This window comes from Vibrio sp. QJM3NY_26, assembly GCF_057786005.1.
The window spans coordinates 698,047-721,926 of record NZ_CM173516.1; the positions used below are offsets into that span (position 1 = coordinate 698,047).

General features: G+C 44.4%; 19 protein-coding genes and 1 pseudogene. 16 read left to right on the forward strand and 4 right to left on the reverse strand.

The features are described 5' to 3' along the window. Positions 1–325: 325 nt before the first annotated feature. The 3 genes and pseudogenes from AC3CH4_RS18405 (at position 326) to AC3CH4_RS18415 (ending at position 4,166) form a co-directional block, all read left to right on the forward strand. Entirely contained in the window at positions 326–1,846 is a 1,521-nt protein-coding gene (locus AC3CH4_RS18405) for a M20 family peptidase (protein WP_017075587.1), read from the forward strand. A 94-nt stretch (positions 1,847–1,940) separates the two neighbouring features. Continuing rightward, complete coding sequence (locus tag AC3CH4_RS18410) at positions 1,941–2,549, forward strand: DUF3299 domain-containing protein (protein ID WP_341634323.1); 609 nt, start codon at positions 1,941–1,943, stop codon at positions 2,547–2,549. A gap of 332 nt (positions 2,550–2,881) precedes the next feature. Beyond that, positions 2,882–4,166 (forward strand): annotated as a pseudogene (locus AC3CH4_RS18415) (serine hydrolase domain-containing protein). Between the two features lie 466 nt (positions 4,167–4,632). On the opposite strand, the gene AC3CH4_RS18420 reads toward AC3CH4_RS18415, so the two are convergent. Further along, positions 4,633–4,791 (reverse strand): hypothetical protein, encoded by a 159-nt coding sequence (locus AC3CH4_RS18420; protein WP_488544234.1) that lies wholly within the window; start codon positions 4,789–4,791, stop codon positions 4,633–4,635. Positions 4,792–4,901: 110 nt separating this feature from the next. After that, positions 4,902–5,654 carry a hypothetical protein gene (locus AC3CH4_RS18425; RefSeq protein ID WP_488544235.1) on the reverse strand — a complete coding sequence of 251 codons (753 nt, stop codon included), beginning with the start codon at positions 5,652–5,654 and terminating at the stop codon, positions 4,902–4,904. 323 nt (positions 5,655–5,977) lie between these two features. Here AC3CH4_RS18425 and AC3CH4_RS18430 point away from each other — a divergent pair, with 323 nt between their 5' ends. Beyond that, positions 5,978–6,877, forward strand: coding sequence for a LysR family transcriptional regulator (locus AC3CH4_RS18430; RefSeq protein ID WP_017075582.1), 900 nt, complete (start codon positions 5,978–5,980; stop codon positions 6,875–6,877). A gap of 312 nt (positions 6,878–7,189) precedes the next feature. Here AC3CH4_RS18430 and AC3CH4_RS18435 read toward each other — a convergent pair whose 3' ends face one another. Then, positions 7,190–7,411, reverse strand: a complete 222-nt coding sequence (locus AC3CH4_RS18435) for a hypothetical protein (protein ID WP_054546072.1) — start codon at positions 7,409–7,411, stop codon at positions 7,190–7,192. 389 nt (positions 7,412–7,800) lie between these two features. Here AC3CH4_RS18435 and AC3CH4_RS18440 point away from each other — a divergent pair, with 389 nt between their 5' ends. The 12 genes from AC3CH4_RS18440 (at position 7,801) to rlmJ (ending at position 22,450) form a co-directional block, all read left to right on the forward strand. Then, the gene (locus AC3CH4_RS18440) at positions 7,801–8,481 is read left to right on the forward strand and encodes a hypothetical protein (protein WP_488544236.1); all 681 of its coding nucleotides are present in this window, start codon (positions 7,801–7,803) and stop codon (positions 8,479–8,481) included. An 86-nt stretch (positions 8,482–8,567) separates the two neighbouring features. After that, positions 8,568–9,266, forward strand: coding sequence for an ABC transporter ATP-binding protein (locus AC3CH4_RS18445; protein WP_488544237.1), 699 nt, complete (start codon positions 8,568–8,570; stop codon positions 9,264–9,266). Further along, entirely contained in the window at positions 9,254–10,552 is a 1,299-nt protein-coding gene (locus tag AC3CH4_RS18450; RefSeq protein WP_488544238.1) for an ABC transporter permease, read from the forward strand. Before AC3CH4_RS18445 ends, AC3CH4_RS18450 begins: the two co-directional genes overlap by 13 nt. After that, positions 10,545–11,330, forward strand: a complete 786-nt coding sequence (locus AC3CH4_RS18455) for an outer membrane lipoprotein-sorting protein (RefSeq protein ID WP_488544239.1) — start codon at positions 10,545–10,547, stop codon at positions 11,328–11,330. Before AC3CH4_RS18450 ends, AC3CH4_RS18455 begins: the two co-directional genes overlap by 8 nt. A 9-nt stretch (positions 11,331–11,339) precedes the next feature. Beyond that, positions 11,340–12,632, forward strand: coding sequence for a hypothetical protein (locus AC3CH4_RS18460; protein ID WP_488544240.1), 1,293 nt, complete (start codon positions 11,340–11,342; stop codon positions 12,630–12,632). Then, positions 12,632–13,690, forward strand: coding sequence for a sensor histidine kinase (locus AC3CH4_RS18465; protein WP_488544241.1), 1,059 nt, complete (start codon positions 12,632–12,634; stop codon positions 13,688–13,690). The genes AC3CH4_RS18460 and AC3CH4_RS18465 overlap by 1 nt, the downstream gene beginning before the upstream one ends. Positions 13,691–13,741: 51 nt before the next feature. Continuing rightward, complete coding sequence (locus tag AC3CH4_RS18470; protein WP_488544242.1) at positions 13,742–14,566, forward strand: LytR/AlgR family response regulator transcription factor; 825 nt, start codon at positions 13,742–13,744, stop codon at positions 14,564–14,566. Positions 14,567–14,804: 238 nt separating this feature from the next. Continuing rightward, positions 14,805–17,579: a M16 family metallopeptidase gene (locus AC3CH4_RS18475; protein WP_488544243.1), complete on the forward strand. Its 2,775-nt coding sequence runs from the start codon at positions 14,805–14,807 to the stop codon at positions 17,577–17,579. Positions 17,580–17,905: 326 nt separating this feature from the next. Then, complete coding sequence (locus AC3CH4_RS18480) at positions 17,906–18,370, forward strand: hypothetical protein (protein WP_010432361.1); 465 nt, start codon at positions 17,906–17,908, stop codon at positions 18,368–18,370. A gap of 271 nt (positions 18,371–18,641) precedes the next feature. After that, positions 18,642–20,441, forward strand: a complete 1,800-nt coding sequence (secD, locus tag AC3CH4_RS18485) for a protein translocase subunit SecD (protein ID WP_237290000.1) — start codon at positions 18,642–18,644, stop codon at positions 20,439–20,441. A gap of 2 nt (positions 20,442–20,443) precedes the next feature. After that, positions 20,444–21,382: a protein translocase subunit SecF gene (gene secF / locus AC3CH4_RS18490; protein WP_065206492.1), complete on the forward strand. Its 939-nt coding sequence runs from the start codon at positions 20,444–20,446 to the stop codon at positions 21,380–21,382. 201 nt (positions 21,383–21,583) lie between these two features. Beyond that, on the forward strand, positions 21,584–22,450 hold the full coding sequence (gene rlmJ / locus AC3CH4_RS18495; RefSeq protein ID WP_017077084.1) for a 23S rRNA (adenine(2030)-N(6))-methyltransferase RlmJ: 867 nt from the start codon (positions 21,584–21,586) through the stop codon (positions 22,448–22,450). A 307-nt stretch (positions 22,451–22,757) separates the two neighbouring features. Here rlmJ and AC3CH4_RS18500 read toward each other — a convergent pair whose 3' ends face one another. Next, complete coding sequence (locus tag AC3CH4_RS18500; protein ID WP_488544244.1) at positions 22,758–23,846, reverse strand: alkene reductase; 1,089 nt, start codon at positions 23,844–23,846, stop codon at positions 22,758–22,760. Between the last annotated feature and the right edge of the window lie 34 nt (positions 23,847–23,880).

Here is a 23,880-nt window from a genome sequence, read left to right on the forward strand (position 1 = left end):
CTATTTTTTTGCCTAAGATAACTTAGAAATACAGAGAAGCGTTTGTTCTGAAACTCACCATTGAACAAAATTTTGTTACGAATTTAACGCCACAGGGTGATCTCGGATCATTTCCGCGACTGTAAAAACCGTCCTCCCCTAGAAAGTCATGCTCGATTTACTCATCCACTACAAAGATTTTACTCATCCACTACAAGTTGTTACCAACGTCTTCTGATGGGTTGAGTCCTTCGCTAGAGATTGGTTTGGTCAGTATTGTTCATTAATAATTGCCGCATAAACCAAAAACACAGATTTACTTTCTACCTAATTAAGGCGTCAAATCATGACAAAACCATCAAAACTCTTTACCAGTATCGCTTCTGCTTTGGCATTGACCGCTAGTGTTTCAGTATGGGCTGATGAGCAAGACTTTAGTTCGATGCAAATGCAAGGCGTCGAAAAAGTGGATATTCAAGTTGATATAGAAGGCGCTGCGCAACGCTTATCGCAAGCGGTTCAGTTTCAAACTATCTCTAACCAAGATCGCAGTGATTTTGATGAACAGGCTTTTCGTGACTACCACCAATTTCTTGAAGAATCGTACCCATTAGTGCACAAAACACTCAAGCGAGAAGAAGTCGGTGACCCGCGCCCTTTCAGCTTGATTTACACTTGGGAAGGTAAAGACCCATCACTCGCTCCCGCTATTTTTATGGCGCACCAAGATGTGGTACCAATTGCAAAAGAGTCTCGTGATGAGTGGAAAGAAGATCCGTTTTCAGGTGCGATTAAAGACGGTTATATCTGGGGCCGTGGTTCATTAGATGACAAAAACCAACTTCAAGCACTGTTAGAAGCCACTGAAATGAAGCTAAAAGAAGGTTTCCAACCTGAACGTACCATTTTGTTTGTATTCGGCCACGACGAAGAAGTTGGTGGGCCAGAAGGTGCTAAGCACGCCGCTGACATCATTGAACAACGCTATGAGAAAATTGCGTTTGTTATGGATGAATCTGCTCCTCTTGTCCCTGGTATATTCCCTGGCATCCGTGAAAACACGGCACTAATCGGTATTGCTCAAAAAGGATTCGTTAGTCTAGAGATTGCCATCAATGGTGTTGGTGGTCACTCATCACAACCGGGTGAAGAATCGAATATTGTCGCGTTAGCAAAAGCCGTTGAGAAAGTTGAAGCAGCGCAATTCCCTTACAAAATTCATGATGCGGTGAGATACCAATACCGATACATGGGGCCGGAACTTCCAGAAGCGCAGCAACCACTTTACAAAGCCGTAGCCTATGGCGAAAACGACACGGTGACGGACCTAGAGAAAAAATTTATTGATGTAATGTCTAAAAATGAGGTTACTCGCGCCATGCTTCATACCACAACGGCAGTTACTATGTTTAATGCTGGTATTAAAGACAACGTATTACCGCCAGCAGCAACTGCAGTTGTAAACTTTAGACCAATGCCAGGTGACACTCCTGAGGTGATTATTGAGCATGTGAAGAAAGCGATCGGTGACGAAAGAATGACCATTCGTGATATCTCAGCATCAACGCCTGCAACTAATGTTGCGGATCCTAGCGGTCCTGGTTATGCCATGTTGGAGAAAACGATTCGCCAAACTTGGGGAAATGACCTGATTGTCTCACCGTTCTTTGTTATTGGTGGTTCAGATTCTAAGCACTTTCAAGCACGAGATTTTGCCCCTGATGTATATACAATGACGGCGATACAATTAGAAAGCGTAAAAGAATTCGAAGGCTTCCACGGTGTGAACGAGCGTATCTTAGTTGAAGAATACGGTCGCTCTATTGGGTTCTTCTACCAACTAATGGATAACCTCGAAAGTCTGTAATTCAAATATTATTGACTGATATAAAACGAGACGATGGCTAAGACTTTCTTAGCCATTTTTTCATTAGCCCTTGTTCTAATTAGAAAACATTGACATGAAAAATACATTATTAATGGTTATGGCTTGTTGTTTTAGTTTGTTCACACAAGCTGCTGAAACGATATCTTGGGAGTCATTAAGACCTGTGCAAAATCAGTATCAGGTTCTTTCTCCTGGGAATAAGGCGCTACTTTCTGAGATTTACGCCTACGAAGCCGTTCAAAAAACGCGTCAGTTAAGTCCAATGGAAAACGATGGATACAATCAACGCGTGGTATTGGCTGAAAAGTTTGGCTTAAACGTACGTGAGCTGCTTGTACAAAGAACACAACAAGCGAACGATATAGTTCCTGAGCTTAGTATTAACGATATGAAACTGGCCGGGTTTTTAGTACCGCTCGAAATGGAAGGTTTAATAGGAAAGCAGTTCATTTTAGTGCCAACCGCAGGGGCTTGCATTCACACTCCTCCCCCACCTGTAAACCAAACGATTTTAGTTGAATTTCCTGAAGGCCATGAATTACAAAGTTTATACACACCAGTATGGGTGACAGGGAACATTAAAACAGGGGCGGTTGATACGTCGATTGCACTTTCTGATGGCAATCAAGATATTGAAACTGGGTATGTCATTGACGCGTCGGATATTGAGCTTTATCACTAAATCTGATCAACGAACTTAGAATTGAAAAGGTGATTAACGGGGAACAGTTAGACCAAATTTGATCGTTATGTGCCGTTTAATTCACTTCTCTTCATGCTCTACACATAGCAGCGCTAAATATAGTAAATATTAGAATCACTTGGGGTAGGTAAACCACCGAGAAAACAATATTCATGTATCTAACTTCAATGTTTGATGGAAGCAATCCATCGGAGGCGATGAGGCGTTATTCCGTTTTCCTTGTAACGTGTCTGTATTAACAAAGGCAACTGGCTCGCAGCTTTTGCATACAGTTCGCACTACAGCACTTATATACCAATAGGAAAACCCATATGAAAAGCTTAATCGCTATATCCATAGTAACGGCTCTATCTGCAGGCTCAGCGTTTGCTAATGAGATCGTTAATGAATCATCCACAAATGTAGATGTTTACAACACTCATGACTTCTTCTTGCAAAAAGGCAATCGCGTTAAACTTCAGTTTCCTATTGAACAGTCTAAGTTTGCTTGGCAGAACCTAAGCCGTTTCTATCCTACCGCTCAAATTGAACGTGATGGACCTGTCTACCAATTCCCATATCAGATTGACCAAGAAATTGGTGAAATATCAGCGACTGTGCACGGTGAAAGCAAGACATTAAATGAACACCTAGATTCTTACCCTGTCGATGCTTTTCTTGTTGTTAAGAGTGGAGAGGTTGTCTTTGAACGTTACAACACGATGCGAAAAACAGATAAGCATAATTGGTTTTCAAACTCGAAAATTACAGCAGGTATAGAGCTGGCTAAGTTAGTCAATGAGGGCAAAGTTAACCCTAATGACCCTATTTCTAAATACATTCCTGAATTAAAGGGATCTGACTGGGATACAGTATCTGTTTCTGATACTGCAAATATGGCGACAGGCTTGAACGCAACAGAGCACGATGAGCCAGAGGCAGACTCACGTATAAACCCAGAACAACCTTGGTTTAAATGGGCGGTTTCCATTGGCGTGTTTGAAGGTGAAGGCAACCAAAGCCCACTTGAAGTGCTGGCCGAAATGAAGCGAAGAGCACCGGGCGGAAAAACATTCGAATACAATTCAATTAATACGTTTGTTCTGGCTCGACTTATTGAGAATGTTCGTAACTTACCCATGAATGAGATTGTCAGTCGTGATATGTGGCAGAAAATGGGGGCAAATAATGACGCTTACACTGTTGTTTCTCCACAAGGGGGGATACCCTTTAATGTTTTTCTCAATGAATACCACAATTGAAGATATGACTAAATTCGGTATGTTACTTACTCCGTCAGCCACAAAGTTGGGTAATGGTGGTGTTAGCAAAGAAGTCATTACGTTAATTCAAGACTCTGGTAACCCTGAAGCTTACGGTGGTGGTTATGTTGGTAAGATGATGGAAAACTCTTTCTACAACGACACAAACATCAAGAATGGTTATCAATTTGATGCAATCTTTGAGGATGGCGACTTATTCAAGGCCGGTGTTGGCGGTCAAGGTGTGTATATTTCACCAGAAAAAGACTTAGTTATATCTTTCTTTTCAACCAGTAATGGCAAAAACCAAGAAGAAACTTATGCTCGTGAGATTGCGAAATATTTTAGCCGCTAATTATGCAATCGGTGATTGCCACTTGATGTGATTAATCATTGATAGATTTGATCATTGAATAGAGTTTTATCTTTTTGTAACGCCAGTCGCCTGACTGGCGTTTTTTTGTTTGTTGAACTTGGTTATTGATTCCCTGTGATTGGGTGATTAAGTACCACGATATCTTTGGGTCATCTCAACACCACTATCCATTATCGCTTGTGTTAACGTTTTTATGGGCTTTAGGCTCGTGGTTACACACCAATGCCATGGCGTAAAGAAGTTCACATTATATAGATACGATTGTTTGAGCTTCTTCCCGTTACTCATTGTGTTCAGACTATACATTCGATCTCCTTACCCTCTACTCATTGGCAATGCGCGTAGTGTTGGGATGCTATGTAAGCTCAAGAGTGGCTTCGTTTGAATCAAGCTATATTGATGGGGTTTAGGTATGCACTAGCAAACGTAAACAGTTAAATATCAATCAATAACGGCATTGAAATAGGCCGCTAGAATAAGGTTTTGAGTGTTGAATCAATATGGGATGTAGGCGTAATTTGATAGAGATAGAGATAGAGATAGAGATAGAGATAGAGATAGAGATAGAGATAGAGATAGAGATAAGGCCGAACTGAATAGTCAATCGTGGCTATTTTAATAAAGAAGAGTGAGAGGGTGTAAGGTAAGGAAAACAAAACTAAAAAAAGGCGAATCTCTCGATTCACCTTTAACATATTATGGATTTTGGTCGTTTTAGAAGAATACTTTGTATTGGAACCAAACCACGGTGTCGTCAATGTCTAGTTTTTGATTGGTTGATTCCATGCTTCCATAAGTATTTTCAACCTTGACTTGTCCCCAACGTGTTTTGTCTGCCGAAAAAGGAGTCGCTGCGAGTAGAGTGGTTTTAACGGTACTCGTTTCAATATCACCATCCATGTATGTAAATTCTGGGTAGGCTGCAAAATAAGTACCATCGGCGCCCGGCTTCCAAACTGCATAAGCAGCAGCCATACCACCTACGATGCTATTGTCTGTCACACCGAAGGCACTTGTTGTGCTGTCTGAATATTCACCGCCCATCACTGCTGCACGGCCAAAAAAGGTCAGAGAGTCGATTGGAGTTCTAAAAATAGCGACACCACCTACTGCAGCAGTAGTAAAGCTTGCATTATCAATGATATCTAATGATGCGGCTACACGAGGTGTAATAGCACTATTTATGTTGAACACATGGAAATATTGAGCTCGGCTGTCTTTATATTTACCTTCATTATCCATCGAACCTTCCAATGTGAACATAGACATCTGCCCGTTGTCATAAGCGTATGATAGTGCCCCTGATAGCTTTAGGTCACCTTTGTTGCTGGTTGCTACATACATATTAGAGCTGGCACGAGTCATATCGGATGGGTCGACTTTTTGAATGTCATCGCCAGCAAATGCAGAAATAGAAATAGTAGCAAGTAAAGCCGTAGACAAAGCGGTCATTTTTAGAGTGTTCATGGGACGTTCCTGAGTTATTTAAGTTAAGTTGCCGAAGCAATGACGCAACTTTACACAAGGTTTTTAGACTCATTAACTCTCTAGCGATGGGCTCGAACCATCGTTGTCATCCAAACAGCGTCGGTAAAGGGGGAGGGCGGTTTCTCGTGGTAAAAAGTATATTAATTCGTATGTTTAATGTGTATTTGGGAAGATATTTGAATTCAAGTCAGAACGTGCTGATAAAAATGTGTCACTTAATAAGAGAAACATACGTTGTATTGGTTAATGTAGACTCTGGTGGTAAGATTTATTATCGAATATAAGGACTCGCAGGGCATGATATGAATTTTAGTCTTGAACAATTAAATACTTTCGTTGCGGTATATGAACAGCAAGCTTTTAGTAAAGCTGCGATAAAATTGAATAAGCACCGAACAACGGTTGCACAAGTAATTACGAGTTTAGAAGACCAGTTAGCGATCACTTTATTCGATAGATTGAGCCGCAGTGTCGAACCGACTGAAGATGCAGTACTCCTTTATCATTACGCAAAGCAAATTCTAGAGCAGGCTAAAACTCTTGATAGATTTGCATTAAGCCTTTCATTTGGCGGGCTAGAGTCGGTGACGATAGCCTATGCGAGCTTTTTACCTCATCACGTTGTTTCTAAAATTCGTCGACAGCTTTATGAAGACTTCCCATCCATGCGCGTTAATTTTTTGGTCAGAACGAAACCAGAAATAAAAGCAGGGATCGAAGACGGAAGCATTCATTTTGGGATTGTGAATATATACGAAAGCAAAGTGATTAATAGTATTGATTTTACCTTTTTGGGGAATATGCCTTTTGTTCCATTTGCTCATGCAGGAAGTGAATTATCGGCTAAGCCCTCAAACGAAACGCTCTCAACGATGAAATCTTTACGCCAGTTTGTACTCAAATCTATGGTCGATGATAAAATGACGGAGAAGGTTGTTGTTTCTTCAAAACATGAATATGTTGATCAATTAGCGGTCATTGTTAAGCTTGTCCAAGATGATTTTGGCTGGGCTCTTTTACCAAAGTCGATAATTGAATCTGAATATATGACTGAGAATTTGGTAGAGATAAAATGTGACGAGATCAAACAAGAAATAATGGTTCCCATATCCCTTTGGTGTCCACATTCAAAACAGATTGCTCAGGTAAAAAAATCGATCATCAAGGTCGCTGATTATTATATAAATAAATCAGCATACTAAAAAACGGACACTTTATTGGGATGAGTTCATCAGGCTATAGAAAGTATTGAGCTTGATGAGCTATCTATTATGAGTTTGTTTTAGCGCACTTTGAGTTATAAAGTGCCAAGAGTTAAAAACTGGACTATCCAAGTTCTAGACATAAATGAGTTGGCAACCAAACTATGCGAGGCAGGAAGACTTCAAGTATTGAAAGCTGCACATAATTCGTTAACTTATGATTAAAAAGTAACTTCAATATTCTCATACCTTTATATGTTGCAACCAAAAGAACAAACGCGAGATCTATTGGTTCTCGCGTAATCTTTTACCTTACTGGTGCGCCTTCTTGCTTATCGGCTTTAATACTTTCATAACTGACGACTGTTTCCACATACCAATACCTGTTAAAGCAAGAGCTGGTATTAAGCCCCATAGCGTAGCGGTAAGATATGCTTCATTGCTTCCTAAGGGTGAATAGAACGCTGCACCAACAAATAGCGCTAAAGTTATGTGTATCCATCGCAAAATTATTCTTATGTTCTTACCATTCATGACGCTTTCCTTGTGTTGTTGTTTTAAGCTCTATGGTAAGGCTGTTTTATCTACAGTTCTTATCATTGCGACAAGCGGTGTTTCCAGAGCGTGAGTTGCTCTACCTTAAGATAAATGGGAAAAATTCATTACAATTGCAAATATAGACACTCAAACACTTAGAAAATAATAATCAGGTAAGTAAGTCTAATTGAGGAGGTCGAAATCAAGTTTAATCCCGCTTTGGCACATCCATTTTATTCTTTCGCTACTCTTTCTTTCTTGAATTTTCCACTCACACCCCAACTCAACCATTCACTCCTTGTTACTACCGTTCGTCGCATTGATAAAACGGCGTGACAAATTCTAGTTAACCTTTCAACGTCAACATTTGAAAGGGAATAGAAATCATGACTGCTTCACACTCGTTTAATTCAAGCGCTACCGCTTCTCTGCTTAAGCGCTCACTACTGATTGCACTTGCTTCAATTGCACCGTCATTAGCTTTAGCCAACCCAAGTTCAGACGTGCTCGATATCTACAACCAAGCGGCGCAAGGTAATGAAGATTTGGTTGAGGTGGCTTACGAGCGCCTAAATGACACGCTGCAACAAGACGGTGCGACGCCACTGACCTTGGTCTACTTAGGAAGCACAGAAACCTTAATGGGACGTGATGCGTTCTTACCTTGGAACAAGATGAAGTATGTCGAAAAGGGCTTATCCACCATTGATAAATCACTGGTGCTGCTGAAAGACGAAGACCAACCGATTCATGAGCAACCTCGTGTTCAAGGGTTGCCAGATTCTTACCTAACTCGCGCCATGGCTGCGGTGACTTATACCTCTTTACCAGACATGTTTAACCATTTTGATCGCGGTTATGACTTGTTCCTCTCGTTACTTGCGGAAGATGATTTCCAACAACAACATTTCGCAGCGACCTCGTGGATTTACCGTTACGCCATTACTGCATCGATTCGTGCTGAAGACTTCGAGCAAGCACAAACGTGGTTAGAAAAAATGGAAAGTACTGATGCCGGAAACATCGAAACTATGACTGCGAAGGCCCTAATAGCCAAAGCCAAGTAACAGTTGCAAATGCTAAATAATGGGCGCGAACGCTAAATAGTAGCTGCGAACGCTTAAGAATGGATTGGCAATCAGAGGACAACTAAATGATTGAATTTAACGATATCGGTAAAACGTATGTTACGGGTGGTCAACGTGTTGATGCATTAAAAGGGGTCGATGGACACATCCAACGTGGTGAAATGGTGGCGTTATGTGGCCCGTCGGGATCTGGCAAAAGCACACTGTTGAATATTTTGGGTTTGTTGGACATGGACTACCGAGGGCAGATCAATATTGACGGCAAACCGTATCCGACAGAGCAGATCGCCGCTGCGCATTTTCGTCGTCAGTCGTTGGGTTTTGTATTTCAGCGCTTCAATCTGGTTCCTGTGATGACAGCACTTGAGAACGTCGCTTACCCATTGATGTTGAACCAATGCTCAAAACAAGAACAGCAGACCAGAGCACAAGACATGTTAGAGCGTGTTGGGTTAGGAGATTACGTTCATCACCGTCCAGACAATCTTTCAGGCGGCCAACAGCAACGTGTCGCGATAGCCAGAGCGTTGATTCACAACCCAAGCTTAGTGATTGCCGATGAGCCGACTGCAAGCCTAGACAGCCACACTGCCAACCTTGTGATCGACATTATGAAAGAGCTCGGCCATGAAATGGGAACCACCTTTATTGTCGCAACGCACGACCCAAGAATGGCGCAGCGTTGTGACCGAGTCATTGAACTTATCGACGGTCAACTGGCGCCACAATCCGCAACAACGGAGGCGATCTCATGGGCAAGCTAACACAAAGAATGAGCACGTTTTTACTTCCAACCTCGGTGCGTTTGGCGTGGCTTAATTTATTGAGAAACGGTCGCCGTAGTCTGCTTTCAGTGTTGATTATCGCGATAGCCGTATTTGCACTCACCAGTGCAGGTGGTTACGGACTTTACACTTATGAATCTCTGCGTGAATCGACTGCGCGTGATACTGGCCACCTTACTTTGAGTACGTCAGGTTATTTTGAACAAGATGAAGACATGCCGCTGAGCAATGGTCTGGATAACGTTCAAGCCTTAATCAAGAGCATCATTGGCGATAGTGATGTGCGTGGTGTGCAGCCGCGAGTCTATTTTAGTGGTTTGATTTCTAATGGCAGCAAATCGACCATTTTTATGGGAACGGGCGTCAATGAGCGTGAGTTCGACATGAAAGGTCCTTTCTTAGATGTGCGCAGCGGACAAACCCTGTCGGATGTGAAATCACCAAGATACGACAGCCAAGAGCCACAAGTGATGCTAGGAACCGACCTTGCTCGTAACCTCAAAGTTGCGGTTGGTGATTGGGTAACGCTGCTCGCGACCACCAGTGACGGTGCTTTGAACGCATTTGATTATAAGGTGCAGGGCATCTACTCGACAGGGGTTCCTGAGCTGGATAAGCGTCAACTGTATGTTCATATCACGACCGCTCAAGAGCTTTTGGCCTCAGAAAAAGTCAGCACCTTATCGGTGTTCCTATTTGAAACAAGCAAGACTTCGACCGTTCAACAGCGTATCCAAACGGCTTTAGATCGAAACAGCGCGAGCCAAAGTGATCAAGGTACAGAGATCGAGATAACCCCATGGCAAGATCGTGCATTTTTTTACACCAAGGTTAAAGATCTTTACGACCGGATCTTCGGCATCATGGGTGCAGTGATGGCATTAGTGGTGTTCGTGTCGCTGTTTAACACCATGACTATGTCAGTCACAGAGCGCACTCGTGAAATCGGCACCTTGTCGGCACTTGGCAGCTACCCCTCAGAAATTGTCGCAGGGTTCTTAAAAGAGGCGGGATTACTGGCTCTGATTGGCAGTGCGATTGGCGCGCTAGTGAGTGGTTTGGTGTCGGTGTTGTTACTGGTGATTGATGTGCAAATGCCACCTCCCCCCGGCAGAACCGAAGGTTACCCACTCAACATTTACTTTTCATTAGAATTGGTTGGTTACGCCACGTTAGGTGTGCTGACGATATGTTTGCTGGCTGCTTATTTCTCTGCTCGTAAAGGCGTGAATAAGCCAATCACGGAGGCGCTGGTTTATGTATAAATTTACTCGTTCGCTTATCACTGTTTTAGGTTCTGTATTGGTTTTGGTTCTAGCATCGACACCAAGCTGGGCCGTCGATTCACAACAAGTCACTGAGATGATCGCCAAGGCGGATAGTTACCGGTTGAACAGCACACAAGCCTCTAAAGTGGTTTCTCTGGTGGCGCTATATCAAGACGAGCAACTGGATAAAACGCGAGAATACAACGTCTACACAAGACCAAACAGAGAGTCGTTGGTTGTGTTCAAGTCGGCGGTCGAGGTGGGTCAAAAGATGTTGATGATAGAGGACAACTATTGGCTACTGATGCCGAAGTCACGCCGTCCAATTCGTATTACCCCGATGCAAAAGCTGCTTGGCGAAGCTTCGGTAGGGGATATTTCTACGCTGACTTGGAGCGAAGATTACCAAGGTGAGTGGGTTGCCGAGCAACAAGTTGAGATGCCGACTGGCGAGACACTCGATACCCATCACCTAAAGCTCGCGGCGAAAACCAAGGGTGCCAGCTATCAATCGATTGATCTGTGGTTAACGGCTGACCGAGCGTTTCCAGTTAAAGCGGATCTGTATCTGCGTTCAGGAAAACTGGCGAAACAAGCTTGGTTTACTGAAGGCGTGCGTGATGGATTACCAACAGTGGTGTCGATGACCTTGCTCGATAAGATTCAACCAAGTAAGAAAACCGTGATTGAGTACCGCGAGGTGAGTGAACAAGCCTTGGCTGACAAATACTATAACCCTGCTTACTTATCGCGTAACAGCGTATCTGGTCTGTAGGTGAGCGTTATGAAAGCTTCCAATTGCCGATTCCACATAAAGCCTTCAATTGCTACTTTGCTTGCTTTGTCTTGTGTGAGTAACACGATTCAAGCGGACGACCTGAGCTTGGCGTGGGATTGGCAACTGAGCGCTGAGTCGGTTGAATCGCGAGAGTCGCCATTCAGTCCTTTAGCATCAGATAATCGTCAGTCACTCAATGGTTTGCTGGATCTAGAGGTTGGCTATGGCAATTGGCTTGGTCTGTTCGCAGTGAAAGCCAATGATATTGTGAGCAACAACCCTCAAGAACAAGACGCCACCTTTGAGTCTGAATTCATTGTACGTGAGTTGTTTTGGCAAGGTGGTATTGAACTGTCGAATTCTGCTTTCGGGGATCACTACCTTGATGTGACGCTCGGTAAGGTTCGACTAGATTGGGGCGTGGGTTATGGCTACCGACCGTTAGACATCATCAAGCCTTATCGCCAGAACCCGGTAGGCATTGTCGCAGAAGAGGGCGCGGGTGTGGCCTCGGCGTCACTGTTCGATATGACGGGCGAGTGGACACTGCTTTACAGTGATTCTTCGTGGACTTCTCAGGACGTAAATGAATTCGAAAAGCAGAACCAGCAACAAGGGCTTGGGATACGTCGTTACAACTTAGTGGGCGATCACGAATATCAATGGGTCGCTTATTACGATGATGTACGCCACGGCTTGCTCGGGGCTAGTTTGGTTTCGGTATTAAACCTCGCGTGGGAGTTTCATGGTTCGATGGTTTATCAGCGACAAAGCCTTGGCTACAGCCAGCCTGATTCCATACTTAAACCTGTTTACTTAGAAGAACAGGGCGAGGCCTATCAAGCGTTAGCCGGATTAACATGGGCCAATGACACTGGCCACAATGTGGTGTTGGAATATTGGTTTGATAGCCGAGCTTGGAGTAACTCTGAATGGCAAAGCGCGATAGAAAGTTCTGAGTCTTTGTCGGTTAATCCAATGACAGCATCATTGGCTGGTTCTTACGCTCAGGGCTATCAACACGCCAATTTGGTTCAACACAACATCATGTTTCACTGGTCTTTGGATTCGACACATGGCTGGCTTGAAGATATCACGCCGACATTCGACGTCATGTTATCTCCACAAGACGGCGGCTTTATTGCTACGCAGTGGCTCAACTATCAGGCTTTAGATAATGGCGACTCATCGTTGGATTTGGAACTTGCTGCACGCTTTCTAGGCGGTAAAAGTGATTCTGCTTACGCCAACTTACCCGATAGTCATATGATTCTCTTAAATATCAAAGGACGGTTTTAATGAGTACTTCTTCTAAAAGTGAATTTTCGTGGCCAAAGAGTTTCACTCTGACCACCATTTTCTGCGCTTTGATTGCTGTGACCACGCAAACCATATGGGGAGGCGATTTCATCCTCAACCTCGCGATCAGCTTTGGTTTTGGTTTGAGTGCGGTCGGCTCTTCTTTCATTTTGGTTAAGTTGTTCAAAACCGAATCTCGTGTGTTTGAAGTGGGTATCTCGATGTTGGTGGCGATGACGGTTGGTACGTTAAACGCACATTATTGGTTAAATGGTTTCTTTGGTGACAATTTCTCTGGGCTGAAATCGGTGATGTTGTTGGGTGTCATTTTCTGCTCGGTTTGTTACTACTATTTTTATACGAGAGGCGAACAACTCAGAGCCGAAAATGAGTTGGAGATTGCTAAACGCCGTCAAGCTGACCAAGAGAAAGTCGTGGTGATGAGTCAGCTAAAGCAACTTCAAAGCCAAATTGAACCTCATTTTTTGTTCAACACTCTCGCCACCATAAGCGTGCTAATTGATACTGATGGCGCTAAAGCCAAGCTGATGTTAGAAAAGCTGACGGATTTACTGCGCGTGACATTAAAAAATAGTCGTGCCGATCAATCTACGGTTTCTCAAGAAGTCGATTTGATTGATGCTTACCTTAATATTCAGAAAATTCGATTGGCAGAACGATTGGAGTTTTCGATTGAAGCGCATGGCATCAGCGACTTGCAGGTGATTCCGCCATTCTTGATTCAACCTTTGGTCGAGAATGCATTAACCCATGGGATTGAGCCAAAAGCTGCGGGTGGTAAAGTGAAGATCTGCATTACTCAACAAGCGCAGCAGCTAAAAATCGAAGTTGCAGACAATGGCGCTGGGCTGAACTCCCCTTCTAATAGTGCGGGCCATGGTGTGGGGCTTAGCAATATTCTTCAGCGAATAGAAACTCTTTACGGTGAGAAAGCTAGCTTGACGATCACTGAGCAAGCTGAGGGTGGGGTGATATCAACAATCTTATTACCGCTCATTAGCGAAACTAGATCTGAGAACGATGAGCCGAACCTCTAAGAACAGTGATTACAAACAGACGATTTACAGTGTGAATTTAAAGGAATAATAATGACTAACCCAGCAGTAAAGCCGAACGTAACGGCAATTATCGCAGACGATGAAGCACTGTTAAGGCACCATTTAGACAAGAGCCTTGCTGAGGTTTGGCCTGAACTAGAGATCGTCAGTAAGGCAACCAATGGTTTAGAGGCGATGCATAGTATTCAGCAGCTTAAGCCCGATGTGGCTTTTCTCGATATTCGCATGCCAGAGCTCGATGGAATCTCGCTGGCGAAACAATTGAACAAGTTAGACTCCCCGCCGTTGGTGGTATTCATCACTGCTTATGACGAATATGCAGTCAAAGCCTTTGAGCACAATGCGATGGATTACCTACTGAAGCCAATCAACGAAGAGCGTCTACTCGCTACCTGTCAGAAGGTTCAAGCGCGCTTGTCGAGCAATCAAACACAATCAGGTAGCACGCCTGAGCAGCCTGATATTGCTGCGTTAATGAGTCAGCTTCAACAGCTATCCCAGTCAACCTCACAGCAACCTCTATATCTCACATGGCTTAAAGCCAGTGTTGGGGAAGACATTCATCTTATTGCCGTCGATGATGTGGCCTACTTCAAAGCGGAAGATAAGTACGTGTCTATATTTAAAAAGGGTCAAGGCGGTTCGTTAGAAGAGTTTATTCTTCGCGTGTCGCTAAAAGAACTGATCGCTCAGCTCAATCCTGATGAGTTTTGGCAGATCCACCGCTCCGTGGTGGTGAAGGTCTCCGCTATTGATAAGGTGAAGAAAGGGCTCTCAGGCCAGATGTCGGCGTATGTTTCTGGAGAGAAGTTACCGATCAGCCGCGCTTCGCAAGCGCTCTTTAAAGGTATGTAGAGAACGAGCTTAAGGGGATGTAGCCATTGATTTTAAAGGTATGTAGTTAGCAAGTTTAAATGGATGTTTTAGGCTCTTATCAAAACGCCGCTTTAAACGAGTATATTCGATCTTACATAACGCATAGCGATTTATAAAATAAAGATCCAGATCACAAAGATACTCATCCGGTTCAATATTAAATAATAATCGTTAACTCAATCTGTATATTGTCGATGAATGACATTAAGAGGTTGTTATGAAAACATATTATTTAGCGGCGGCTGTATGCCTCACCTTAGTTGGCTGTAGTTCAACATCAAGTATCACCGAAACCTTAATCCAGCCGGATCCGGCATGGACATCAGGCCAACTAGAAAATGGCCTTACCTATCATGTTTATCCAGATCATGAAGAATCCGTATCTGTTCGTTTAGTTGTGCACGCGGGCTCAATTCAAGAGACTCATCAGCAAGAAGGCTACGCGCACTTCTTGGAACACATGGCATTCAATGGCAGCAAGAATTTCTCTGAAAATGATGTGATTCGTCTATTTGAAGATGCAGGCGCTAGCTTTGGTGCAGATATTAATGCCTACACCTCTTATGAAGAGACGGTCTACCAGTTAGATTTGCCAGATAACATCCAATTGCAGTCTGCTTTGACGTGGATGCGTGACATTGGTGATGGCCTGGATCTATCAAGTTCAGAAGTAGAAAAAGAAAAAGGCGTGGTTCTTGGTGAGTTCCGTATGGCTCGCCTCGATGATAAGTCATTCGGAGAGATATTTTATGATCACTTCATTGAAGGCGGCCCGTACCAATCGCAAGATGCACTAGGGACTAAACCGTCGATTGTGAATGCCACTCCTCAAGGCATCACCAACTTTTATCAGACTTGGTATCAACCTCAAATAGTTGAGCTGGTCGTTTCTGGTGATGTGGATATCAAAACCGTGATTCCACTCATTGAAGAAAAGTTTTCTAGCTGGGAGCGTGGCGACACGCCGCGACCAGAGAAACAGAAAGTGACGTCATTCAATGAAGATGATTATGTTGAGTACGCAGGAAGAGAAGCGCCAAGCATCACTCTGACGTTTAACCGAGGTTTAAATAGAGTTGACAATCATGCTCAGCAGAACCAACGCAGGTTAGATGAAACCGCTCAACAATTGATTCGACAGCGATTAGAAGCGGTGTTCAATGATGCCGCGCTGCCGACTCAATGGATAGCGTCTGATAGCTATCGAATGGGTTCTCTGTACTATTCGTCAATAAGTGTTGGGTTTCCGACTGGAGGCCGCGAAGTTATCCAAAAAGATCTGCTTTCTACATTGGCATCACTGCGTGATTTTGGTGTTTCGGAAACGGATATTGCTGGCGAACTGCACTACTACCAAGACTTGCTGGATAACATTGAGCATGACTGGGATAAAATGGACAGCGTTGAACACGCGAACTACAAAGTGAGTGCGTTAGTCACTGATCGAATCGTCCAATCACAGAAAGACTATCAAGTCAGCTTGGAAGCCTTCATTGATAACTTGAGCCTTGAAGTGATTAACGACAACATCAAGAATCTACTTTCTGATGATTACTTTATTGTTATTGGGATGGATGATTCCGAAGACAGAACAGCGGTCATCAACTCTCTAGATAGTTTAAAAGCCGCGTATAGCGAGGCGGGAGTTCCGCCGCTTGCGATTGGGACAGCCAGTGCCTTTGCTATACCTAGCTCGCAAGGCGAGGTTGTACTTGCTGAACAAATGTCCGTAGACCCATACATCCAAAAGTGGACGTTAAGTAATGGTATCGATATATGGTACCTGCGTGATTATGTGGCAGGTGATGATGTCGGTGTAATGTACATGAGCCTCGGCGGAAAAGCCGCTTTGGATCCGAGCTTGTACCCAGCGGTTGAGGTTGCGTTACCTACCTTCGCTCGAAGCGGTGCCGGTGAGTTTACGGGCTCTGAGCTTTTAGCGTACTTTGATCGGGAAAATATTCGTGCCGATTCCTTCATTGGTAATACTCGTCATGGTATTGAATTTAATATTAACAAAGATGGGCTTGAAGACACGTTTGCTGCGCTTTATACCTTCATCACTGCGCCTAAAATTGTTCCCGAGCAGTTAGAGGCAGTGAAGCAGGAGTTTGTACAAGGTCAAGAATCTTTCTTGAGCAGCCCTGTTGGTCGGTTTGAACGCGCAAGAAACCAGAACATCTATGGTCAGGACAGTGGCCACCTCTTTGTTGATAAAGAACGTGTTGAAGCGGTTTCTGTGGAAGACGTCGCTAATCTTCACCAGCAGCTGTTTGGTCAAATGAGACATAACCAATTGGTTATCGTGGGTGATATCGACCCAAGTGAGTTAAAGCCTTTGGTTGAGCAATACTTGGCTTCGATTCCATTAGAAAAAGCCGAGGTTCCTGACTTTAAGGTGGCTTACAAGCAGCCATCTGAATCACGTATTGATTTAGCCATCAACAATGTGAATAGCGCAGAGTACGTCTTACGAGTCATCTCTGAACCTGTAACCGAAACCGACCAAGGCGTAACGGCAAAAGATATCTTCACGGAAAGCTTGCTAGAACGACTGCTGGCGACTCGCTTAGATGCTTATATTCGTGAAGAGTTGAGTTTAGATTACTCACCTTATGCATATTCGGCGTCTGCAGATAGAGAGCTGAGTCATGAGTGGGTTATTGGTGCGATGATAGCGCCTGAGAACGTTGATAAAGTGGAAGTGGCGATCGATAAGGTGATTGCAGACCTTCTACAAGGTGTCTCTGAAGAGGAAATGCGAGCGGTAGTGAAACAGTTTGAAGCTGACTTCACGCCTCTCGAGATGAGCTCTATCGACCAAGCGTGGTACCTATCTCGTTATTTACTTCATGGTTACGACATCGAAGCGTTGTCTCAAGTTAAGCGTGTTGCGAGGTCGATCACTGCGGAAGACATGAATCAACTTGTGCAGCGTGTATTTGGTGAAAATAGCCGTAAGGTTAAGAATATCATGCGCCCTAAAGCCTAAAGCCTAAAGCCTAAAGCCTAAAGCCTAAAGCCTAAAGCTATAAATAAGCTATAAGCAAACAGAAATAGATGACTCAAAGCCAAGCACACACTGCTTGGCTTTTTTGTTTTTTTTACATCATTCATAACGTCAATGTATTACGTGTTGTTGGTCGTATTTAAAGGCATGTAATTCTAAATGCTAGGGTGCTTAATCGGTTGCTTCGTATCATTTTCTAAAAAAATGTTTTAAATCAAGACAGCATTTCATTTGTATTGTAGATTGGCGATCTACGAGAATGTTGTTTGGATATTAGATTGCTTAAATTAGGTACCCGATTAGTCTTAATGTTGTTTTTACTGAGCTTTGGCTTAGTGAATTCTAACGGCTATTCGTTCCCTTCTAAGCCATTCCAAATCCACTCCGCTCAAGAGCAGCCTTCGCAGAATAATCTTTGTAAACAAGCTGCTGCGGATAACCCGTCGAGCTACATGGAATGCGATCAGGTTCAGTTTGACACTGCGTCTTTAGGTGATAGTTCCAATTATCACGACACTGAATCGAGTCTCCAAGCGGTAACCTTTAGACGTATGCTCAGCAACGAGCAAGAAAGCGTGGCCGACCTTGAGCCTGCTTATCATCTACTGATCGATTTCTCTCCCCCATCACTACTGGCTTCTCTGCTCTTCAACACGCCGATGTTGGATACTAAGCAGCATTGGACTAGCATTGTGAGTTCTCCGTCCTCCCGGCTTTCGGGGTGGAAAGAGGGCAACATCCAATACTCGCATTTCCGAGAACTTCTTAGCTAATCGTTTGACCCCTAATTGGTCGTATCGATGGTCACTTGTGCCCGTTGAGCTCGCCAGTTAACCAAGACAAACATAGCGACATCAGCTTTAGCATCACTACCGTTCAATCAGCTTGTTCTGGTTTCAGCTATCGATCGTGTTCGCAAAACATTAGTTATACCAATCGTAGTAAATAACTGGTCACCCTAGCTGGTTAAAATGCTCGATCACTGCGTTTTTCCTACGCTATTTTCGAGCACTTATTTACTGTGATTGGTAAAAAGAAGAGATCTTGACTGTGAAAAAACGCATTCCAAGAAAACAAATCAACCACTACTCAAAGTGGAAATACGTGGTGCTTATCGCCACTATCATCGTTATGGTTCTGAGTGCTTTACCTTCTTGGTATGGCGAGAACGCCTCGGTTCAAATTAGCAACCGTTCTGAACAGACGATCGACGCCACTCAAATTACTCAATATCTCGCGAGTGAAGGCATCCAAGCGACATCAGCCTTTCAAAAAGACAAACGCTTAGTTGTGATTTTAGAAGATGCAGAGCAGCAAGCGAAAGCTAAAGAAGTACTTAATGAGCGTCTACTAGACAGCGCAACCGTTGCTCTAGCGATGGAGCCAGCTGCACCTAAATGGCTAACTGATATGGGTTTTGCGCCGATTCAACTAGGCCTTGATTTACGCGGTGGCGTGCAGTTCTTGCTAGAAGTGGATATGGCTCCGGTTTATCACGCGCAAGCTCAAGCGGTGGTCGACGAGATCACCAGTGAAGTCCGCTATGCACGCGGTGAAGTGGTGAATAACCAAGTTAAGTTTAATTTCCGCACTGATGCTGATTTCGAACAAGCGCAAAAGTTGATTCGTGAAGAGTTCCCACAATGGCAACGTGATCGTTCAGATAAATCGCTAACGTTAACCCAATCTGAAGAAGAGCAAAGAACGCTACGTAACCTAACGGTTCAACAAAACCTGCAAATCATGCGCAGCCGTATTGAAGAGCTAGGCATCACAGAAGCATCAATTCAACGCCAAGGTGAAAGCCGTATTCGTATTGAACTGCCGGGCGTACAAGACCCTGCAGCAGCGAAAGATGTGATTGGTGCAACCGCATCACTTGCTTTCTATTCTGTGTACGACAACCCAACGCGCAGCACTCAAACGCTGAAGGACACAGATGGCAACCGCGTGGTAGTCGACCGCAAGGCTGTGTTGAGTGGCGAACATATTATCGATGCTCGTAGTGGCATTGGTGAGATGGGCAGCGCAGAAGTCAACATCACACTGGATTCTTCTGGCGGCAAGAAAATGTCTGAGTTTTCTCGCCATAACATCGGTAAGCCAATGGCGACTGTTTACAGCGAATACAGCCGTGATAGAGCAGGCAACAGCAAGCAAGACAGTGAAGTGATTAGTGTAGCAAACATCCAATCTCAACTGGGGAGCCGTTTCAGAATCACTGGCGCAGGCAGCTTGGCAGACGCACAAGAGCTTGCGTTACTGTTGCGTGCGGGGTCATTAACCGCGCCCGTTACCATCATTGAAGAACGTACTATTGGCCCATCTCTGGGGGCTGAAAACGTAACCAACGGCTTTGCTGCGCTGGCGCTTGGCCTTGGTCTTACTCTGACGTTTATGGCGCTATGGTATCGCCGCTTAGGTTGGGTCGCGAACTGTGCATTGGTGGTGAACATGACCACATTGTTTGGCTTGATTGCCTTGCTACCAGGTGCGGTATTAACCCTGCCGGGCATTGCGGGCTTGGTACTAACCGTCGGTATGGCGGTGGATACCAACGTGCTTATCTTCGAGCGTATTCGAGACAAGATGAAAGAAGGGCGCAGCTTTGCGAGTTCTATCGATCGTGGCTTTGACAGTGCGTTCTCTTCTATTTTCGATGCCAACGTCACCACCATGATTGTTGCTGTAGCCCTATACACCATTGGTAATGGTCCGATTCAGGGCTTCGCTCTGACACTGGGCTTAGGTCTTCTAACCAGTATGTTTACGGGCATTTTTGCTTCACGAGCGATCATCAATTTGGTTTGGGGGCGTGACCAACGCCACGATGTAAGGATTTAAGCATGAGTATTTCAAAAATGACTATTTCAGACCGCTATTTTTCAAACAGTAATATGACTCGCCTTCGTAAGGTGATGTCTATGATCTCTATTGTGCTGTTCATGAGCTCTGTGATGCTGGTGGCAGTGAAAGGTTTTAACTGGGGTTTGGACTTTACAGGCGGTGTCGTTGCCGAGGTGCAACTCTCTGAACAAGTGACTAAAGACGCCTTAAAAACAAAACTCGACACGGCTTTCCAACAAGACGTTCAAGTGGTTGGTATGGCAGAACAGGATCGTTGGACGATTCGTTACAGCCAACTGACAGATACTCCACAGCCAAACTTAGTGGATGCTTTGACAACGGTTAGCGACCAAGTGAAAGTACTCAACAGCAGCGTGGTTGGCCCTCAAGTAGGCCAAGACATGGTTGACCAAGGTGGTTTGGCAGTATTGGTGTGTTTCCTAATGATCATGCTGTATCTGAGTGTACGATTTGAGTGGCGTTTGGCTCTGGGTGCGCTTGCCGCGATCATCTATGACGTGACGCTTATCTTGGGTCTGTTCGCTTTTACTCAGTTTGAGTTTAACCTGACCGTATTGGCGGCCGTGCTAGCGATTCTCGGTTACTCATTGAATGACTCGATCATCATCGCCGACCGTGTACGCGAAATGCTGCGCGGCAATCCAAACGGTGATACTGATAACCTGCTTAACGAATCGGTTAAAGCGACCTTCTCACGCACCATGGTGACTTCAGGTACAACGCTAATCACCGTATCGGCACTTTGGCTACTTGGCGGTTCTGCGCTGCAAGGCTTTGCAATCGCATTGGTTGTCGGCATTGTCAGCGGTACGTGGTCTTCAGTGTCTGTCGGCATCACACTGCCTAAGCTACTTGGTCTACAACCTTGCCACTACCAAGTGAAAGCGCCAGTAGAAGTTGAGGGAGAGTACCCTTAGGTTGTCTATGCTCTAGCAGTACAAGTTAGCAAGTAACGTCAGTAAAGCCCTTCGTTTGTAATAAAACGAAGGGCTTTATTTTTTATAAGAGTCAGACAGTTAGCGAAAAGAGAAGCTATTTCAAAAAACGATGGATTGAATAGGCAACTGCGTGTGATATGAAGTATGTTTAGATGACGTTAGTAGAAATGAGGCAAGGGAATGGAATATCGACATCAATGTCATGTAGGCGACCATGGTGATGCACTGAAGCATCCAGTATTGAGTGCACTTGTTCAGTCATTAATGCAGCAGCATTCACGTCTCAATGTTATCGACACGCACTCAGGTACAGGGTGTTATGACCTCACCACCGCACCAAGTAATCATGCAGGTGAGTTTGCTGAAGGGGTCGGGTACTTGTGGCGCAATAAGGCTTATCTTCCTCCGGCATTCGCTTCTTTTATGTCGGTACTGGAATACTACAATCCGAATCAACTTATCTCTTTGTATCCGGGTTCTGCCGCCATCACTTACCAACAAGGTCGCAGCCAAGATAGTTTCTATTTTTCAGACATTCAGCAAGATGAAGCTGATTTACTGCAAACCAATATTGAAAAGTTACAATGTAACCTAGATATTTCAAGCAAGCTTACGATTAGCGCAGGTGATGGGCTTAAAGCGTTACCTGATGACGTAGCTAAACATGACAATCATCATCTGATTGTTATCGACCCACCCTATGAAACCGATTCAGAATATCTCGCGGTGATTGATGCCTTAGTTAAGGCATATCAGCAGTCGGAGAAAGTATCTGCACTAATTTGGTACCCGCTCTACACGGATGACAAGAGCTCACTGATTTTGAACCACTGTGTGACCGCAGTGAAAGATGGTTTGCTGCCAAGTCCGATTAAGTCGGAGCTTCGCCTTCGAGATCCTAAGGGTGATGATCGCCTGATCGGTAGTGGTTTACTGTTGTTCAATCCACCACAAGGCATTGCTGGAACGGTCGCGGATACGCTTGATTATTTACACAGCCAACTCGCGACAAATGGTGAAGGGTATTGGCAAATGAGAAGTCTATAAATCTGATTTCTATGGATTTTATGATAATTTTCTAGACGCTCTTCACTAAATCACTGTTATTTATGTGGTTTAAATTGACCAAACGCTAACTTTTATCGATTGATTAATTGCAGTGAATCATTTAAAAATAGAATATCAATGCGCACAAGTGCATAATGGCTCATAAGTTAAATAATTAATCTTAAGATTAAACTAGATTGTGGTTTACCCCCTAAACTGCATAAGGCTCGCACTAGTCATGCGAGCCTTTCTTTTGCCTGTCGGAAATGTTTCTAGTGGTTAGAAACCATCATCTCCTCCAAATTCATTACAACGCTGGATAATCGATGTAGCCTTTTTCGTTGCCGCCGAACAGGGTGGCGCCGTCAAGATCGGATAGTTCGCTGCCGTTTTGTAGGCGTGAAACTAGATCTGGGTTAGCAACGAATGGGCGACCGAATGCGACAAGGTTGGCGTAGCCTTTGCTTAACACTTCTTCGGCGCGTTCTGGTGTGTAACTGCCAGCGACGATGATGGTGTTAGAGAATAGCTCTCTTAGCTCTAAACGGAAGCTTTCAGGTATCACAGGTGCGTCATCCCAATCTGCTTCTGATAGATGCAGGTAAGCGATGTCGCGTGCTTGTAGCGCCTTTGAAGCTTCTAAAATCGTTGGCACGATGTCTGGGCAGTTCATGTCTTTGAAGGTGATGAACGGAGCTAAACGAACACCCACCTTATCGGCACCAATCGCATCAATCACTGCATCCACCACTTCGATTAGAAAACGAAGTCGGTTCTCGCGGCTGCCTCCATAGTTGTCGGTGCGCTTATTTGAATTGGTTCTTAGGAATTGATCGATGAGGTAGCCATTACCACCGTGGATTTCCACTCCGTTGAACCCTGCCTCGACGGCTTTTTTCGCTGAGTTAGCAAAATCTTGAACAACACGATCGATATCGGCTTGGGTCATCTCTCTTGGTTGGATGCAATCCACCATGTTGCCGTTACCATTTTCATCAGAGATCCAAACCTGCGTTTCTATGGGTGCCAGTGCAGAAGGTGCAATCGGCAACTCGCCTTTTTGAAAGGTAGGGTGTGATACTCGGCCTACGTGCCATAGTTGGCAGAATATCGCGGCACCTTGCTCTTTTGCTGCTGTGGTGACTGATTTCCAACCTTCGATTTGCGCATCGGTATAAACGCCGGGTGTGAATGAGTAACCTTGAGAGTCATCTGAAATTTGTGTGGCTTCAGTGATGATTAGCCCTGCACTTGCTCGTTGTTGGTAATAAGTCGCCATCATGTCGTTTGGCACGTTTCCAGGTTGGCTAGTGCGAGCGCGTGTCATGGGTGCCATAACTACACGGTTTTGCAGCTCTAGGCCTTTCAGTTCTGATGTTTCGAATAACTTGTTCATGATCTCTACCTTTATGAATTTTTAGTGCTGTGCC